Here is an 18,193-nt window from a genome sequence, read left to right as displayed (position 1 = left end):
TGAACAAGCGAATAAGTGCGCATAGGAGACTGCATGAAAGCGTTGGTACTGGAAGGTGTTCAAAAACTCGCGGTTAGGGACGTGCCCGATCCGGCTCTCGCGGATCAGGGAGTTTTGATCCGCGTCATGGCTAACGGAGTTTGCCGCAGCGACTGGCACGCGTGGATAGGTGACATTCCGCGCGAGTTTCCGGCCATCATGGGCCATGAGATGACCGGTGTCGTCGAGGAAGTGGCAACCGGTGTGACCCGTTTCAAGCGCGGCGATCGCGTCGTCGTGCCGTTCTCGGGTAGCGAGGGCACTTGTGAGTATTGTCAGAGTGGCCATTCGCATCTTTGCGAAAGCGGCATCATCGCCGGACGCGCCTACTCCGGCGGCTACGCGGAATACGTTAGCGTGCCCCTGGCGGACCGCAACGTCACATTGCTGCCAGACGAAATTGGTTTCAACGATGGTGCGGCACTGGGCTGCCGCTTCATGACCTCATTTCACGGGCTGGTGGATCGGGCGGCCGTGCAGGCGGGCGAATGGGTTGTCGTATTCGGTTGCGGTGGGGTTGGTTTATCGGCCGTCAATATCGCGGCGTCGCTCGGCGCGACGGTTATTGGTGTCGACATCAACGCCCAGAATCTGGAACTGGCAGAGCGCATGGGCGCAGCGTTCACAATCAATGCTCGCGAGACAGATGCAGTAGAAGCTGTTGTCAGCATTACCAAAGGCGGCGCGCATGTGGCCGTCGACGCGCTCGGTATTGCGCAGACCTGTGTGGACGGCATCAGGAGCTTGCGCAAGCGCGGTCGTCACTTGCAGATCGGACTGACCACGAAGAAAGAAGCGGGCTATGTGAGCATACCGATCGACATGATCGTTCTTAAGGAATTACAACTGATCGGCTCGCTCGGCATGGCGTCGCATCGATTTGCCGCGATGATTCCGCTCGTTGCAAGAGGCAGCCTCACGCCCGGAAAAATGGTGACGAAGACGATTTCGCTTTCGGAGGTGGGCGGCGTGTTTCAAGACATGACGACGTTTGCGAATACAGGCACGTTTGTCGTGACGAATTTCAATTGATCGTCGGTGGGTATCGTCCTTGAAGTTATAGACCCATGTACGTAGAAGGGAGGTCATGGAAACATGATCTCCCTTTATTTATTTCGCGAGCCGCCTCGTATGTGACCGGCGGCTGTAAATGTCCCGATATAACTTCCAGGTCGAGACAGTGGACGTAATTGTCTTTATGGCAATAGCTAACTATTCGATATCGTGCGATGCGCAACTGCCGGCGCTTGCGGAACACCACCGTCGACGTCGAGCTTCCGATGACGAGTCTCCCGGATGCATGCGGTACAAACGAGACTGACCAGACAGAGCGCGCCCATTGCCTTGCCAAAGGCAAACGCTCCATAGCTTGCAATGACTGGACCCGCAAAAAGGGGGGGCAGCGCGCCTCCCACTATTCCCGCGGCGTTATAACATACGCCGATGGCCGTATAGCGATAACGGGTGTCGAAAAGCTCGGACATGAATGCGCCGACTGGGCCGAATACAAAGCCTGCAACCAGCATGGTCACAAGAATAGTCAGTGAATAACTGGTCATCGAGCCGTGATGCAAGGTCGGAAACAATGCAAGGGACCACAGTGCAGCGAAGCCATTGCCGGCAATAAGGGTAGGGCGGCGGCCAATCAGATCGGAGAGACTTGAGCCTGCCAACACGCCAACTATCATGATGAGGCCGCTTACGACGGAGACAACGGTGACCGCGGTATATCCGAGATGAAGATTGTTGGCGCCAAAGTTCACGACGTACGTCATTACCAGATACAGCATCGAAAAGGCGGGCACGCTTACCATGCATCCCAGGAGGATATCCAACGGCTGAGTCCTGAAAGCGTCGGCGATTGGAACCCTGGACACGCCGTGCTGGCTCACCTGTTTTGCAAAGACGGGGGTTTCTTCCATCTTCATCCGGATATACAGACCGACGACGAGAAGCACAGTGCTCGCCAGGAATGGAAGGCGCCAACCCCACGTCCGGAATGCGTCGGCGCTCATCGTCATGCTCGTCACTGTGAAAGCGAGCGCTCCGCTGCTGATTGCGACGGCACCTCCAACTGATGGCATTGAACTCCAGAAGCCACGCCTGCCCGGCGGCGCATTCTCGGAGATGAGCAGCGCTGCCCCGGCAAATTCACCGCCGGCGGCAATGCCCTGGATGACGCGAAGCAGTACCAGTAAGATCGGCGCCGCGACGCCGATCTGAGCGCTCGTCGGCAAGAGTCCGACAAGTACCGTTGACAGTCCCATCATGACCAGGCTGATGACCAACGTATGTTTGCGGCCAATACGATCGCCAAAATGACCAAAGATCAGGCTGCCGAGCGGGCGGGCCACGAAAACAACGCCAATCGTGCCAAATGCAGCAACGGTTCCGGCAGCCTTGCCAAGCTGGGGAAAGAACAGGTGTGCGAAGACAATTGCCGCTGCAATCGAATAAACCTGGAGATCAAAGTATTCGATGACAGTTCCAGTAAATCCCGCGGCTGCTATGCGCCTCATTTGTCTGCGGTCATTGTCGAGAAGAGGGAGTTCGTCTTTCGCTATCTGTCTGTCACTCACCATCATTGTCTCCTCCATCTACTATGATTTTTCCGGTCGTATTGCGCTGGCGCCGCGGGCCGAAATCCTGCAAGCAGTCGCAGCGGAATCACGCCAGAAACGGACTCGTGCGCTCGAAGGCCGGCTCGTTCGCAGCGAAGTCGGCAAGCCAGCCGCACAAGCGGGGACAGGATGCTCTCCAGTCCACTATCTGCCGCTTGTCGAGAAACCCGAGGGCGCACGCAAGGCCGATACTCACGGCGTTTGTTTCCTGCGAGGAGGGAGGACATGCCTCAAACGACGACAAGGCACGCCAGATCTTTCCGCGCTGGTAGTGCAGCCATTTTTCTGACATATGCTCCTTTTCGTGGTATCGATGCTCGTAGATCACGAGTGCGCCCGCATCGATGATGCCGTCTGCAAGCCGGGTCTGTACAAGCATCCTGATGCGCTGCGGACCTTGGGCAGGCAGCAAGCGGTCCGTTTGCGCGACTTCCTGCAGGTACTCGAGTATCACGCTGCTGTCAAAAAAACTATTTCCGTCGTTGCACACCAGACATGGATATTTGCCGAGCGGGTTTTGAGTGCGGAGCGAATCATCCTCGTCATAGGGAGCTGCGGGCTGCAGCGTTACCCGGTCTGTCAGCCCCAGGACCTCGACCACCATTCGAATCTTTCGCACGAACGGTGATGTAAGCGAGGACCGCAAGATAAAGGTTGCGTGACCAGTCATGAGTTCTACGCTCCGTCAGTGAAAGGACCTGCCGCCGTCTACCGCTAGCGCAGCACCCGTGACATAGCTTGATTCGTGACTTGTCAGGAAGAGGATCGCTTCGGCGATCTCCTCAGGCCGCGCCATTCGGCCCAAAGCATAGTTGCCCACGTTGCCTTGCACGCCTGATGCCATTGGTGTGTCTACCAGCCCCGGGCATACCGTATTAGCCCGGATCGCAGGTGCCAGTTCGGCGGCCAACGCGCGCGTCAGATTCAGCACGCCTCCTTTGGATGCAGAATAGGCGGTCCGATCCGCGGAATTAGGCAGCAGCGACTGACCTGAGCCAACGTTGACGATGGTCGAACTCGCTGACGTCTTCAACCAGGGAAGGGCGGACCTGGCAAGGATGTAAGCGCCGGTTAGATTGATGTCTATCACTCGCCGCCATTCGGCGACTTCGACATCAAGCACGGACCCACGCAACATGACGCCAACGGTGTTGACAATGCCATCCATTCCGCCCATTGCTTGAGCTGCCTGCTTCATGGCGAGGCTGACTGCTGTTTCGTCTGTCACGTCAGCGCAAAATCCATAGGCGCCAGTCACCTGGGCAATCTCCTCCACGCCATCTCGCTCACGATCAATTAATGCAAGTGTTGCGCCGTGCTCGGCGAACAGCCTGGCAGTCGCCTTGCCGATTCCCGAGGCTGCTCCCGCTATGACGATACGCCGGCCGCAAAGTCGTCGTTGGTTCATCTTGCTGTCTGTCTCCATCTCAGCTTTCTCGCTCAAAGTGGATACTCGTCTATCAGTGGGCCGCTGCCGTATGCACGACGCGGCAGTAAGACATCATCGGGGTTCGGATGCGTTCGCAATGTGAATATATGGCGGTATGTAAAGCTGCCTGCCATCGTTATCGATTCGTGGGGCCGAAGAGCGGCGAGGCAATCGTTCACCGATCAAGGCGATGACACACGAGATAAGCAGGCTCGATTTCGTTTGGGCGTTCAGGAGATGTCAGCGTCCAGCTTTCGCAGGCGTGTTTCCTTGAGAGCAATACAACAGAGGAAGCTGATGAGGCAGACGCCTGAAAGGACCGCGCCGAACGCATAAGTGCCATACGCCGCGATAATGGGTGCCGCGACAAGTGGCGGCAAAGCGCCCCCGATGATCCCCGATGCGTTGTAGCAGACGCCAACCGCCGTGTAACGATAGCGGGTCGGAAACAGCTCGGACATAAATGCGCCAACGGGTCCAAAGATGAACCCAGCTATCAACACGGTCACGAGAACTGCCGCGGTGTAGCCTGCCAGAGTACCGCTATAGAGGATCGGAAACAGAACGAGCGCCCACGCCGCCGCAAGACCGTTAGCAATGAGGAGGACGGGCTTGCGTCCGATACGGTCGGACAACTGTGAGGAAATCACAATGCCGATGAAAGTAACAATGCCGCTCGTGACCGTGACCAGCAGCACTTCGGTGTAACTTAGCCGAAGCGTGTTCACACCGTAGTTCAGCACGAAAGTCACGACCAGGTACAGCATGGAAAAAGCGGGGACCTCGACCAAGCACCCAAGGAGAAGGTCTCGAGGTTGAGACGAGAAAGCATCAAGGATCGGAACGCGGGACGTGCCGTGCTCGCTAACCTGCTTGGCAAAGACGGGGGTCTCTCCCATCTTCATGCGAATCCATAGACCGACAACAAGCAGTACGCCACTGAACAGGAACGGTACGCGCCAACCCCACGCGCGGAAAGTTTCGCTGCTCATGGTAAGGCTTGTGAGGAGCATGGTCAGACCGGCAACAGTGTTGGAAGCAGCTCCGCCAAGGTTCGGTAAGGCTGACCATGCACCGCGCTTGCCCGGCGGCGCGTTCTCGGCCACGAGCAGTGCAGCGCCAGCAAACTCGCCGCCGGCTGCTATACCTTGGATGATCCGCAGGGCGATGAGGGCGATCGGGGCAAAAATGCCGATCTGCTGACTCGTAGGCAGAAGGCCGACAGCCACTGTGGAGAGTCCCATCATCAACAATGTGAGCACCAGCGTTTTTTTTCTTCCCAGCTTGTCACCGAAGTGTCCGAGCAGGATGCTGCCGACCGGTCTCGCGACGAATACAACCCCAATGGTGCCGAACGCAGCAACCGTGCCGGCCGCTGCACCGAGCTGTGGGAAAAAAACATGCGCGAATACTAACGCCGCCGCCGTCGTGTAAATCTGCAGATCATAGAATTCGATTAGCGTTCCGGTAAATCCAGCGGCGCCAATGCGCTTCATGTTCTTTCTATTCGCATCGGCGTCCGCCGCAGAATCCTGAGTCGTCGCCAGCAGATCGTGTCGGTGCACGTGCATGTCTCCTCCGTCCAGAGTGTTAGTTCGCATATACGATCTGTTATGCGTATATACGCAAGTGTAGGGTAACTCTGCTCAATGTCAATCGGTATCCACCACCGCCCGGCAGCGCTGGCGCGACGTACGTGCGACAGCTGATCCTTGCCCGCGCATCCTTCGCTGGCCCAATGGATTTTCTATCTGAAATTACCGATTGACTTTCCGACTGGTTCGACGAAGTATTATGCGTATATACGATTTGGAGGCCGTATATACGAACAACGGGACTGTAAATCTTTTTGCGACATGCAAGAGTTCCGGAGCGCACCCTAAGGAATACGAAATATATATTGGAGACGCGGCAATGAAACAGGCGAGATGGTGTTCGTGCGGGGCGCTTGCAGCTTCGCTTTTCGCAATGCAGTCATCGTCAGCATGGGCGCAGAGCAGCGTGACCCTCTACGGCATCGTTGACGCCGTCATTGACATTTCGAATCAGGGGAAAGGAACGCTGGTCAGGGAGATGAGCGGCGCTCCGCTTGGCTCCCGGTTCGGGCTTAAAGGCTCGGAAGATCTGGGCGGCGGGTACAAGTCGATCTTCACTCTGGAAGACGGTTTTGGCGTGAACAACGGTGCGATCCAGCAGGGCGGGCTTTTCTGGGGACGGCAGGCGTGGCTGGGTATCTCCGGACCGACTGGAACATTGACGTTCGGACGGCAATACTCACCGGAGTTCTGGGCGTTCGCCGGGAACGATCCGTTCGAATTGGGGTTGGCCGGGGGGCTTTCCGACATCTCGCGGACGCTGCCGAATGGTTCCGTCACCGGACTTCTGAATGGCTATATCGCCACCTCGAGAACCAGCAACTCGGCCGTGTACATGTCGCCCGAAATCCATGGTCTAACCGTCCGGCTGATGTATGGCTTTGGTGGCGTTCCCGGCAGCATGCGCGACGGATCGACAGTTTCTGCAGGCGTTTACTACACGACGGCTTCATTCGCCTTCAATGGTGGCTACGTGAGAAACGTGAAAACTGACGGAACAGGGGAGTACATCGCCTATACGATTGGCGGGACGTACACGGTCGGACCTGCTCGAATCTACGTGAACTATGCCAGGGACACTGATACAACCGCGAACACCGCGACGAAGGCCGGTCCTAAAGTGCAGTATGGGCTGGCGAGCGTCGGCCTGCGATACCAGATCAGGCCCGACATTCAGGCCGATGCACAGGTCGAGAAGATTATCGATACGTCTGAAGGACACAGTCCGAGCCAAAATGCGTATGTAGAGTCGCTCGCGCTTATTTATTCCCTATCGAAGCGCACGACGCTCTATACGTCCTACGGCCAGGTTCAAAGCAAGCATGCAGCGGCTTATTCATTGGGCGCAGCGCTCTACTTCGGGGGCGCGGCGACGCCAGGCTCGACGGGCCGGACATTCCAGCTTGGCATCAGAACCCTCTTCTGAATTCATCCGCGATGCGTGGCTTAGACGATCGACTGCCTAACGATCGCGAACCAATTGCGCCGTTCTCTAGCAATAGAAAGCACCTGTTTTGATTTGGTAACTGAAGCCTTTAGAAAAGGAAAGGAGCGTAGCAAATGCAGAACCTGGACCAAGGTCGTCGTGTCATGACGGAACTGCTCGGCGAGCAGTACATGGAAGCAAAGGACAAAGCCCAGAATGCCTTTAACGAGGCGATCAACAGTTACTCGCAGGAGGTCTGCTTCGGACGTACGTGGTCGCGCCCAGGGCTCGAACGAAAGTATCGCAGCATGCTGAATGTTGCAATGCTGACGGCGTTGAACCGACCGAATCAGCTGAGACTGCACGTCGGTGTAGCGATCGACAATGGCTGCACCGTCGATGAAATCAAAGAAATCCTGCTGCAGGCGACGGTCTATTGCGGCTTACCTTCCGGAGGTGAGGCGTTCAAGGTCGCGGAGGAGGTACTTAAATCGCGCGGCCTCGTTGGCTGACAGGCGTCGAACATTTGTTCTGCTCAGTGCGCGACGCGAGCGTTTCGAATGTACGCAATTAATGCGCGGTAGCTAGATACGAATCGTGTCCTTCCGCTTTTATCAATGCTTGGGAGAACCACATGAAGATTGGATTTATAGGACTCGGCAGGATGGGCTCGGGAATGGCTCAGAACCTGCTCAACGCCGGTTACGAGATGACGGTGTTTGATGTCCAGCCTGAAAACTGCAAACCGTTCGTTGCCCGAGGTGCACTGGCCGCGGCGTCCGTGAGCGAGCTGGCGCGCTGTGTCGACGTTGTGTTTACGTCGCTACCCGGGCCGAAAGAGATGCAGGACATTGCCATGCGCGAGGACGGGCTGTTTTGCAACATGCGTGAGGGTACGATCTGGTTCGACCTCACTACCAATTCGCCGACGGTTCTCAAGCAGATCGGCAAGCAGTTTGCCGAGCGGCATATCACGCTGCTCGATGCGCCGGTCAGCGGCGGACCGGGCGGAGCGAAGTCGGGAAAGCTTGCCATTTACGTTGGCGGCGACCGTGTGGCCTTTGAAAAGCATAAACCAGTACTCGACGCTATCGGTGATCAGGTCATGTTCGTTGGTGCACTCGGCACTGCTACTGCCGCCAAACTGGTGCACAACACGGCCAGCTTCGTGATGCGAATGGTCATTGCCGAGGTGTTCGCTCTGGGCGTGAAAGCAGGTGTAGAGCCACTTGAATTGTGGCATGCGATTCGGATGGGCGCGATCGGCCGAGCGCGGACATTCGACGTGATCGGTGACCACTACCTCCAGTCGAAATACGACCCCGCTTCGTTTGCACTACGTCTTGCGCATAAAGACCTGACGCTGGGCCTGGACCTCGCTCGCGATCTCAACGTACCGATGAAGTACACGCAGGCCGCTTTCGAGGACTATGAAGCTGCGCTTGAAAGGGGATGGCACGATCGCGATTCCCGCTCGCCAATGGAAATTGTAAATGAACGAGCCGGGGTTCACATAAAGGAGTCCGCCGAGGATGTCCAGCGGACGCTCGCGCGCGGCTAGACGCGCTTTGATTGCAGCCGGTTTGGCACACTCGGACCGGCGTGCCACTCATCACGCGAGCACGGACTGAATCAGAGGAAGTCTAGTCCACGCTTTCAGGCGAGAGAAGGGGCGAAGTTTGTTGCGACAAGTTCTTGCATAGATCCCCGGTAGAAACAACGGGGCCTCAGAGTCGGCATCCGGATGCGCAACGTTTCGCGCAGCAATCGAAGACCGCGGAGCCTCTTTTGGGATTCATTCATTGTGCGTTGAGTCGATTCGACCGCAAGTGTCGTCGCTGCAAGCGTGGCTAAGAGGGACAACGAAGCACGCCGCCCGACAAAAAAGAGGTTCGAGGGCCGAGCTACTAATTTGAGGGAGCGCTCATTGTGAAGGTAATTGCAGACGATCTCTGGTTCCCTGAGGGTCCCGTGTGGCTTGGAGACGGAAGTCTTCTCGTTGTGGAAATCAGGCGTCAGACGCTGACGCGCGTCTGGCTTGATGGTCGGAAGCAGATCATCGCTCATCTGGGCGGAGGACCAAACGGCGCGGCGCTGGGTCGTGACGGTTATTGCTACGTCGCGAACAATGGGGGCGTTCAGTTTATTCAGCGCGAGGATGGGTGCTGGATATCCGGTGGCGTCCCAGAAAGCTATGCCGGTGGGTCCATTCAGCGCGTAGACATCAGGACAGGAAAGTATGAGGTGCTGTACGACTCCGTCAGCGGCCGGCCTATCCTCGGAGCAAACGACATTGTGTTCGATCGCCACGACGGGTTCTGGTTCACCGATCCCGGAAAGTCGCGCAAGAGGGACAGCGATCACGGTAGCGTCTGTTACGCGAAGGCCGATGGATCTTCTGCCCGCGAAGTTATCTTCCCAATCCACAAGCCGAACGGGGTCGGCCTCTCAGGCGATGGTCGTACGCTTTATGTAGCTGAAACTGACACGGCAAAACTATGGGCCTGGAGTCTTAAAGCCCCAGGCGAACTCTCCGCCCCAGTCAGACCGTCGCCTGATTCGCCACACGGCGGGAGGCTTGTCTATGGCTGGCCGACGTATGCCCGTTTTGACTCTTTGGCGGTCGACGCTAACGGAAACATCAATGTCGCGACTCTCGACCGGGGAGGCATAACAGTCTGCGCGCCGACGGGTGGTTCAGCGAAGTTCGTTGCCGTGCAGGGCGATACTCACGTGACCAATCTTTGCTTTTCCGAACCTTCCCAGGACAAGGCATACGTGACTCAGTCATACGCGGGACGGCTCGTTGAAATAGATTGGCCGCCGTGCCAACTGACCGGCTAGAAAACACAAAGCGTTGTAGGCGGAGCTATTCCCCCACCGGCGCATCAGGAGACAGTGATGGACACGACTCAGCAAGTCGAACTGAAAGACCTTATCAATCAGCAAACCTTTGGGCGTTTCCTGTTCACGTTGGTCGCGCTCTGTTTCACCGGAATTATTCTCGACGGATTCGACATTTCGGTGATGGGGCTGGTCGCGCCGGCACTGCGTCAGGAATGGAACCTCTCGCACGAAACGCTCGGCTGGATTCTCAGCACTGCGTTGATTGGGCAAACAATCGGAGCCCTTATCGGTGGAATTCTCTCAGACCGATTTGGAAGAAAGCCGGTCATGGTCGCAAGCGTCTTTTGCATTGGAATCTGGACGCTGGCCACGGGGATGGCGGATCATGTTCCTTTCATGATTGCGAGCAGGTTTTTCACCGGCCTCGGGTTAGGGGCGATCATTCCCAGCACGACAGCGCTGGTCGCCGAGTACGCGCCTCGCAGGATGAAGGCTCTTCTGGTGACACTCACCTTGTGCGGCTTTACAGTGGGTGCGGCTGGTGGGGGGTTCCTCTCAGCGTTCATGCTTCCTGCACACGGCTGGCGCCCTATCCTGGTGATCGGTGGGGTAGTGCCCGTGTTACTCGGGATCGTGCTCATGAAGGCGCTACCGGAGTCGCTCAGTTACCTCCTGTCTCGCGGCAAGGCGAAGCAGTCTGTGACTGATATCGTTGAACGTATGTCCCGAGGGCATTCATCCGGGTTTCGTGAAGTGATCATCCGGCAAGACGAGGTGCGTCATAAAAGCGCTGTGAAGATTGTTCTCGCCTCGCAATACCGGACCGGTACGATGTTGTTGTGTCTGGCTGATTTTTGCGTGCTGTTCCTTATCTTTCTCTTCAATAGCTGGTTACCCACTCTCGTGAAGGAGAACGGTGGATACAGCCTGTCCCAGAGTGCAATTGCTACATCGATGTTCCAGCTTGGCGGCCCGGTAGGATCCTTAATCATCGGATGGGCGATGGATCGATGGCGGCCGAACGCAATTTTGACGCTAAATTTTATGTTGGCCGCGTTCAGCGTGGGCGCTATTGGGCAGGTGGCAAGTCATTACGCGATTATTTGTAGCCTTACGTTTGTCGCGGGCTTCTGTCTCGGCGGTGGAAGTGTAGGCCTCGCGGCGTTCGCAGCTGAGTTCTTTCCGACCGAAGCGCGGGCAACCGGTACAAGCTGGATGCTCGGTCTAGGACGGCTTGGGGCAATATTAAGTGCACTGACGGGCGCCGCGATGCTGACACTCGGTTGGAGTCTGTCGCAGATTTTTCTTGCGCTCGTCATTCCAGCGTTGATCGTTTCGCTCATCATGCTCGCGTTGAGATTGCCGCGACACCTGCAAGGCACCGGTGCGGCACCCGTGGTGGCGTCCAATGAGGCTAGGATCAAGTCAGCCAACTGACACCTCTTGGCTGACCTCAACACTTTGTCATCAGCCAAGGGTGAATTGCCCAACGAGTGAAGCAGGGCGCTCTTTCACGCGCAGCAGGGTTTTCCCGTATATTGACTCCTTTGCAAGCTGTCTTTGGCGTTCAAAACGCCAAAGACATGGTCAACAATCAGGAAAATCCCGTGAAATCGCTTATCTCTATGCTTCTCGTTGCCGCCAGCGTATCGGCGCCGAGTGCTTCGTTTGCTGACGCTCCACAGTCCATTAGTCGAGCTCGCGTGCGCGCTGAATTGGCGCAACTGGAAGGGGCCGGATACGACCCTGCGCATCCGTCTCCGGATTATCCGGCTGATCTACAGGCAGCAAATGCTCGCATTGCCGCTGGTCACGGTGCCGGAGCGGGCAGCGCGCGTGGGTCGTTCACGGCCGACCCAGCCCACGAATAGGCTGGCGACGCACCTAGGTTCGGAGCGTGCCGTTTCTCTGCACGCCCATCAAGGTAACCAACCTTGACAGTAGCACTGTCACAAGATTAGAGTTGGTCGTATATAGAATTAAATGTTCGTATATAGGAACAACACGGAGGAGACAATGAGCCTTGAGGCGTTCGGTGCGACTGCCTGTTTCACTGACTATACGGGCAATTTGCCAAGAAGTAACAAGGAGCTTGCCGACTGGCATCGTGGCGTGCCGCAGGACGCGGTGCTAGACCCGAGGATGCCAATAGTCGACGCGCATCACCATCTCTTTGGCTCATTACAGGACAGATTATTTTATCGTTTGGAGGATCTTCATCAAGACATAGATTGCGGACACCGCGTCATCGGCTCGGTTTATGTCGAGGCATACGAATCCGGCTGGCGAAGCGCAGGGCCCGAGTCTCTGCGGCCGGTTGGCGAAGTCGAAAAGATCGAACAGATCACTCGTTGGCCGGATGCGCCGTCGGATGACAGTTGTCGCGTTGCTGCGGGCATCGTTTCATATGCGGATCTTACCCTCGGGCATGCTGTAGGAGAGGTGCTGGACCAACAGATCGCGGCCGGTGAAGGGCGCCTGCGTGGTGTTCGCTACCGCACGGCTACCGACACCGGTACGGTAGGTAAACTGATTGATCACCCGCCGCGCCCGCGTCTTTTAGGAGAAACAGCTTTCAGGCAGGGCTTTTCCGAACTCGCTCCGCGAGGGCTCAGTTTCGATGCGTGGGTTTATCACACGCAGCTACGTGAGTTGCTTGAGCTTGCAGACACGTTCCCGCAGACAACGATCGTGCTGAACCATGTTGGTGGACCGATCGGCGTCGCCGAATACAGATCGAAACGCGACGAAGTACTTGGGCAGTGGACGCGAGGTATGCGCGATCTGGCGGCTCGGCCGAATATCCGCGTGAAAATAGGCGGTATGGGCATGGCTGTTTTCGGATTCGGATTCGAACGAAAAGATCGTCCCGCGAAGTCAAGTGAGCTTGTCGCGGCCTGGAGACCGAGTATCGAAACCTGTATTGGCCTCTTTGGAACCGAACGTTGTATGTTCGAGAGCAATTTCCCGGTTGATAAGCAGACCTGCAGTTACGCCGAATTATGGAATGCGTTCAAAGCTTGCACGCAGGGCCTCGCATTTGAGCACCGGCAGAACCTGTTTTATCGAACAGCCTGTCAAACCTACAGACTGACGGAGTTGGAGCAGCTAGGCAACAGGCTTTGCACCTGAATAAACCGCTGCTGCGGGCGATGCCGCGACTGCCGTGCGGTCTTGACGCATGACAGTCGTGAGAGGCACACCGTTGTGGAGTCAAACCTGCACCGCCTCATTCGATTTTACTGATGCGAAAACAGGCGTACGCCTTCGGCCAACGCTTGCGCCCGGAATATCATCGAGCCGCCGGTCCCGTTCTCGTCACGCGAAACGATCAGTACATCACGCGATCCCGGCACGAAAGCCAGGCTGGTACTTTTCAGGAACTGGTTGTCTTCCCGGCCCGGCAGCAGGATCTGGCCGATCGGCATGCCATACGGATTGAACGCGAGGATCCTTCCCTGCTGGTACATCGCGACATAGACATTGCCGTTCGCGTCCGTGCGCATTGAGTCCGGTGAACGGCCGATGAAATGATAAGGAACCGTCGAGCCGAAATGCCCGATCGTTGTCGGACTTGCCAGATCCATGCGGTGCAGGCGTCCCGCGCAGAACTCGGTGGCCCATAGAACCTTGCCGTCAGGACTCAGCGTCACGCCGTTTGCGGCGCACACATTCGGCAATACGGCGGTGATGGTCTCGAAGTCGGGAGAGACGTAATAAACGCCGCCTTCCGGCCGGGTCGCGCCACCCTTGAAGTCCGTAAAGTAGAACCCGCCGTCTTCATCGAAGACCAGATCATCCGGCACGAAGCCGGCGCTAGCGGGAACGATAGTGTGGCAATGGCTGCCATCCGGATCGATTGCGACTACTTTGCCGGCCGCGAAGTCTCCCACGCCGGCGACAAAAATACGGCCGTCTTTATGAATGGCGATCCCCGCAGGGCCCAAGGTCGTGTCGGTATAAAAGACGCTCAGTGTCTGACCGGTGCTAAGGCGAAGAATACGCCCGCTGTAGACGTCGACAAAGAAGAGATTGCCGTTCCGGTCGAATGCGGGACCTTCCAGCGCAATTGCCTCGTCGGCGACCTTGAAATAAGGCTCGGCGACCGCAGTGGGCAAATGCTGTTCGGCAAGCGGCACTGGAACGAAACTCCGGGTGGCGTCCGTGTACGACAGAACGCCCTCGGGACTGACCTGCAACGCATTCGTCAACATCCTGTATCTCCTTGATGGCAGCTCGCGGGCCTGGAACGGGTGCGGCCGCCAGTGTCTGTTATGGATCGCGCGGTCATGCGTGATGTCAGCAGAACTGCGCGGTTTCAAGCTTGCGTCGCAGGTGCGAATTGCAGCTAGCCGTTCGGCAGCAGCACCTGTCGCAGCACTTCGCCCCGATCTAGCAGATCAAGGTTTGCGTTCAGCTGATCGAATCCCATTGTCCCGCTCATCAGACGGTCGACGGCCATGCGCCCTTCCTGGTAGTAGCGCAAGTAGAGAGGAAGGTCACGCCGGGGCACGCAGCTTCCCATCAACGAGCCGCGGAAGACTTTTTCTTCCGAAACCAGCGCAGTATGCGCGTACTGATAGAGATCGGCGGATGCGCCGAGGCCGACGCAAACGACTTCGCCGCCTTTGCGCGTCACCGCGATCGCGGTCGTCATTGCCGCCTTGCTGCCGGATATCTCGAACGCGAAATCGACGCCGCCATGAGTCAGATCTCTCACCTTTTCGACGAGCGTTGGGTCGAGCGCCGACAGCGCGTGAGTGCACCCCAGTTCTGCCGCCAACGGCAGCTTGCTCTCATTCAGGTCGATGCCAATGATGGTGGACGCCCCAGCGATTTTCGCGGCCATCACCGAGTTGAGTCCGACTCCGCCTAATCCAAAGACGGCGACGCTTTGTCCGGGGCGCACCTGCGCGGCATTGAATACGCTGCCCGCGCCCGTCACCACCGCACAACCGAACATCGATGCGATCTCGAGCGGTACCGAAGGATCGATCTTCACCAGTGTGCCGGGCACCGTCACCGCATACTGCGCGAACGATGACACACCGCTATGGTGGAACAGCGCCTGACCGTTACGCCTCAACTTGCGCGCGCCATTGGTCAACACGCCTTTGCCGCGCGATGCAGCAACCGTATCGCACAGCACCGGGCGGCTGTTCACGCAGAACGAACAGTGTCCACAGCCCGAGCCCACGGTCATCACCACGTGGTCGCCCGCCCGGAATTCGGTCACACCGCGGCCCACTTCGCGCACGATACCCGCGCCCTCGTGACCCATCACAACGGGCACAGTGCGCTTGCGCAGCCCCGCAACCTGCGAAAGGTCGGAGTGACAGAGTCCCGCTGACTTGACCTCAACGAGCACCTCGCCCTCGCCGGGCCCTTCGAGCTCGACCTCTTCGATCTTCAGCGGACTGCTCTCGGCATACGGCGCGGGCAGCCCCTGTTCATACATGACGGCGGCAATCATTCGCATTGTTACGCTCCAGCTATTGCGGTTCAGTTGAGAACGAAGAGCCGCTCTTCGGTCATGTCGCGGATTGAGAACTTCGGCCCTTCGCGTCCGATTCCGCTATCTTTGACGCCACCGTAGGGCATCTGGTCGGAACGCCAGCGCGATGTGCCGTTGACGATCACACCGCCGGTACGCACAGTCCGGATAGTCTTCAACGCGAGATCCAGCGAGTTGGTGAATATGCCGCATTGAAGTCCGTAAGGGCTTTCGCTAATCGATTTGAAGATCGGGTCGATCTCGTCATAGGTCTGAATGGTCATCGCAGGTCCGAAGATTTCCTCGCAGACCACCTGCATATCGGGTTTGACGTTGGTGAGGATCGTGCCGTTCAACTGCGCGCCCTGGCGTTGCCACCCGCGAAGCGGCTGCGCGCCGGCCTCGATCGCTCGCTGGATCATGCCTTCGACGCGCACGGCAGCCTGCTCGTCGATCAGCGTGCCGACTTCGGTGGCCATATCCAGTGGATCGCCGAAGCGAATCACATCCATCTCGCGGCAGACCGCCTCGACAAACGCGTCGTGCGCATCGCGGTGAACGTACACGTTTTGCACCGACACGCAGCTCTGTCCGGCGAGCAATACCGCATTACGCGCGCAGGCCTTAGCGGCAGCCGCGAGGTCCGCATCGCGATGCACGAACGTCGGGCCGACGCCGCCCAGTTCGAGGGCAACCCGCTTCATACCCACCGAATCGCGGATCAGTTTGCCGACCTGGATGGATCCCGTGAAACTGACGAAGTCCACGCGCGGGTCGCGCACCAGTTGTGGCGCCACGTCGTCTCCGTAGATCGTATTGACCGCGCCGTCGGGCACGCCCGCGTCCATGACGGCCTCGATCAGCTTGTGCACGCACAGGGGGGCCTTGGGCGACGGCTTGATCACAAAGGCGTTACCCGCGGCAAGGGCGGGTCCGAGCTTGTGAGCGGTCAGACTGATAGGGCCGTTGAACGGCGTGATAGCCCCGACGACGCCGACCGGAAAACGCATCAGCATGGCGATTTTGCCCGCACCGATGGCGCTTGCGTCCATCGGAATATGTTCGCCCTGGATGCGTACGGCTTCCTCGGCGCAGAGGTGGAGCAGTTCCGCCGCGCGCTGCGTTTCGACCAGCGAGTCGCGCAAAGCTTTCCCGGTTTCGATGGTCATCGCGCGGGCAATCTGTTCGGTGCGAGCCTTGACGTTGTCGGCCGCGCGATGAAGCAGAGCCGCGCGCTCATAGCCTGGCATCGCGGCCATGACGGTCTTCGCCTTGTTCGCGGCGTCGAGCGCGTCGTCGCAATCGCGGCGGGTTGAAACTGGCGCATAGGCGACGATGTCGCCTCGATAGGGATCGCGCACTTCGGTGAACTGTTCAGCGTACCGTGTACTTGCGCCGATGCGCATCGCAATGCGTTCGGGTTCTGTCTGATTGAGTGGCGATTTCATAGTCGATTGATGGTTCGCAAGAGAGAGAAGAAGGTGTTTTCAGAGGCTGTGGGGAAGCAGGATCTGACGGATTGCGTTGCCGCTGGCAAGCAGATCGAAGCCGCGATTCAGTTGCTGAAAGCCGATGTGCTCGCTGCGCAACTTCTCGACGGGGAGTCGTCCGCGTAAATAGAGGTCGACGTACTTTGGGATATCGACTTGCGGCACGGAACTTCCCATAAAAGAGCCGCGTAGAACCCGCTCTTCGCAGACCCATGAGAGTTGCGCAACGTCGAAAACGGCGCTGGATTTGCCAATCCCTACGCCGACGACCTCGCCGCCGCGAACGGTGATCGCCTGTGCCATGATGAGCGCGTTCAGGTTTCCGGAGATTTCGAATGCGTAGTCGACGCCGCCGTAAGTGAGATCGAGTACCTGTTGCACGGCCTGCGGATCGCGGGCGTCGACACAGTCGGTCGCGCCGACGGTTTTAGCGAGATCGAATTTGGCAGGCAGGACGTCGATGCCAATGATTTTCTCCGCGCCCGCTTCGCGCGCGGCCATGATTGCCGTCAGTCCGACGCCGCCCAGTCCGATCACCGCGACAAACGAACCGGGGCGCACCTTTGCACTGTTGAATATGGCGCCGGCGCCCGTGACGACTGCGCAGCCGAATAGCGCTGCAATGTCGAGCGGTACGGCGGGGTCGACCTTCACGAGCGAACTCGGCGCGACCACCGCGTATTGCGCGTACACCGAGATGCCGCTGTAGTGATTGAGCCGGCCGCCGTTGGCGAGGCGCAGGCGGCGAGAACCGGTCGAAAGCATGCCCTCGGCCCGCGAGGCCGTCACAGCCTGGCAGAGGCCAGGGCGGCCCGCGAGGCACGTCCGGCAATGGCCGCAGCCTGCCACGGCGGCCATTGCGACGTGATCTCCGGGGGCGAGCTCGTTCACGCCTGCGCCCACCTCGCGCACGATACCCGCGCCTTCGTGACCGCCGACGATTGGTAACGGGCGCTTGCGCAGTCCCTCGACAACGGAGAGGTCCGAATGGCAGAGTCCGGCGCCACGGACTTCGACGAGCACTTCGCCGGGGCCCGGGCCGTCGAGTTCGACATCCTCGATCCGGAACGGCTGGCTATCCGCGTAGGGCGCGGGAAGCCCCTGTTTGTACATGACAGCGGCAGTCATTTTCATGCGAGGCACCTCACGGATAAGCCGGGAAACAACGAGCCCAAAGCGCCGGATATGCAATCTTGCAGGTTGCTGTATGCAACGCTCGACGTAGCGGTCGTATATAGGAACCTATGATCGT

Annotated in this window: 16 protein-coding genes; 8 read left to right on the top strand and 8 right to left on the bottom strand. The window is 58.2% G+C overall.

Translation table 11 applies throughout. The annotated features are described in order from the left end of the window. Nucleotides 1–33: 33 nt before the first annotated feature. On the top strand, nt 34–1,071 hold the full coding sequence (locus SB753_RS31885) for an alcohol dehydrogenase catalytic domain-containing protein (protein WP_410803837.1): 1,038 nt from the start codon (nt 34–36) through the stop codon (nt 1,069–1,071). Between the two features lie 176 nt (nt 1,072–1,247). Here SB753_RS31885 and SB753_RS31880 read toward each other — a convergent pair whose 3' ends face one another. The 4 genes from SB753_RS31880 to SB753_RS31865 form a co-directional block, all read right to left on the bottom strand. After that, nucleotides 1,248–2,624 carry an MFS transporter gene (locus SB753_RS31880; RefSeq protein ID WP_410803835.1) on the bottom strand — a complete coding sequence of 459 codons (1,377 nt, stop codon included), beginning with the start codon at nt 2,622–2,624 and terminating at the stop codon, nt 1,248–1,250. An 82-nt stretch (nt 2,625–2,706) separates the two neighbouring features. Next, entirely contained in the window at nt 2,707–3,330 is a 624-nt protein-coding gene (locus SB753_RS31875) for a glutathione S-transferase N-terminal domain-containing protein (protein WP_410803834.1), read from the bottom strand. A gap of 15 nt (nt 3,331–3,345) precedes the next feature. Further along, complete coding sequence (locus SB753_RS31870; protein ID WP_410803832.1) at nt 3,346–4,104, bottom strand: SDR family NAD(P)-dependent oxidoreductase; 759 nt, start codon at nt 4,102–4,104, stop codon at nt 3,346–3,348. Nucleotides 4,105–4,319: 215 nt separating this feature from the next. Continuing rightward, on the bottom strand, nt 4,320–5,660 hold the full coding sequence (locus tag SB753_RS31865; protein ID WP_410803830.1) for an MFS transporter: 1,341 nt from the start codon (nt 5,658–5,660) through the stop codon (nt 4,320–4,322). Nucleotides 5,661–6,003: 343 nt separating this feature from the next. Here SB753_RS31865 and SB753_RS31860 point away from each other — a divergent pair, with 343 nt between their 5' ends. From SB753_RS31860 to SB753_RS31830, 7 genes are all read left to right on the top strand, one after another. Beyond that, nucleotides 6,004–7,110 carry a porin gene (locus SB753_RS31860; RefSeq protein WP_410803828.1) on the top strand — a complete coding sequence of 369 codons (1,107 nt, stop codon included), beginning with the start codon at nt 6,004–6,006 and terminating at the stop codon, nt 7,108–7,110. Nucleotides 7,111–7,244: 134 nt separating this feature from the next. After that, nucleotides 7,245–7,622 (top strand): carboxymuconolactone decarboxylase family protein, encoded by a 378-nt coding sequence (locus SB753_RS31855; protein ID WP_410803827.1) that lies wholly within the window; start codon nt 7,245–7,247, stop codon nt 7,620–7,622. A 122-nt stretch (nt 7,623–7,744) separates the two neighbouring features. Beyond that, complete coding sequence (locus SB753_RS31850; RefSeq protein ID WP_410803825.1) at nt 7,745–8,671, top strand: NAD(P)-dependent oxidoreductase; 927 nt, start codon at nt 7,745–7,747, stop codon at nt 8,669–8,671. A gap of 368 nt (nt 8,672–9,039) precedes the next feature. Then, nucleotides 9,040–9,954 (top strand): SMP-30/gluconolactonase/LRE family protein, encoded by a 915-nt coding sequence (locus tag SB753_RS31845; protein ID WP_410803823.1) that lies wholly within the window; start codon nt 9,040–9,042, stop codon nt 9,952–9,954. 57 nt (nt 9,955–10,011) lie between these two features. Further along, nucleotides 10,012–11,394, top strand: coding sequence for an MFS transporter (locus SB753_RS31840; protein WP_410803821.1), 1,383 nt, complete (start codon nt 10,012–10,014; stop codon nt 11,392–11,394). A gap of 146 nt (nt 11,395–11,540) precedes the next feature. Further along, the gene (locus SB753_RS31835) at nt 11,541–11,828 is read left to right on the top strand and encodes a DUF4148 domain-containing protein (protein ID WP_410803920.1); all 288 of its coding nucleotides are present in this window, start codon (nt 11,541–11,543) and stop codon (nt 11,826–11,828) included. 145 nt (nt 11,829–11,973) lie between these two features. Further along, nucleotides 11,974–13,089 (top strand): amidohydrolase family protein, encoded by a 1,116-nt coding sequence (locus SB753_RS31830; protein ID WP_410803820.1) that lies wholly within the window; start codon nt 11,974–11,976, stop codon nt 13,087–13,089. Between the two features lie 107 nt (nt 13,090–13,196). Here SB753_RS31830 and SB753_RS31825 read toward each other — a convergent pair whose 3' ends face one another. The 4 genes from SB753_RS31825 to SB753_RS31810 form a co-directional block, all read right to left on the bottom strand. Next, entirely contained in the window at nt 13,197–14,171 is a 975-nt protein-coding gene (locus SB753_RS31825; RefSeq protein ID WP_410803818.1) for an SMP-30/gluconolactonase/LRE family protein, read from the bottom strand. A 134-nt stretch (nt 14,172–14,305) separates the two neighbouring features. Next, nucleotides 14,306–15,436, bottom strand: coding sequence for a zinc-binding dehydrogenase (locus SB753_RS31820; protein ID WP_410803816.1), 1,131 nt, complete (start codon nt 15,434–15,436; stop codon nt 14,306–14,308). A gap of 23 nt (nt 15,437–15,459) precedes the next feature. Continuing rightward, nucleotides 15,460–16,899: an aldehyde dehydrogenase family protein gene (locus tag SB753_RS31815; protein WP_410803814.1), complete on the bottom strand. Its 1,440-nt coding sequence runs from the start codon at nt 16,897–16,899 to the stop codon at nt 15,460–15,462. Nucleotides 16,900–16,938: 39 nt separating this feature from the next. Then, a complete protein-coding gene (locus SB753_RS31810) occupies nt 16,939–18,075 on the bottom strand; it encodes an alcohol dehydrogenase catalytic domain-containing protein (RefSeq protein WP_410803812.1) in 1,137 nt (378 codons plus the stop codon). Between the last annotated feature and the right edge of the window lie 118 nt (nt 18,076–18,193).

This window comes from Paraburkholderia sp. SIMBA_053, from assembly GCF_046534895.1.
GTDB classification, from domain to species: domain Bacteria; phylum Pseudomonadota; class Gammaproteobacteria; order Burkholderiales; family Burkholderiaceae; genus Paraburkholderia; species Paraburkholderia caledonica.
The sequence above is the reverse complement of the archived record's forward strand: the minus strand, read 5'-3'. Positions and strand labels throughout refer to the sequence as shown.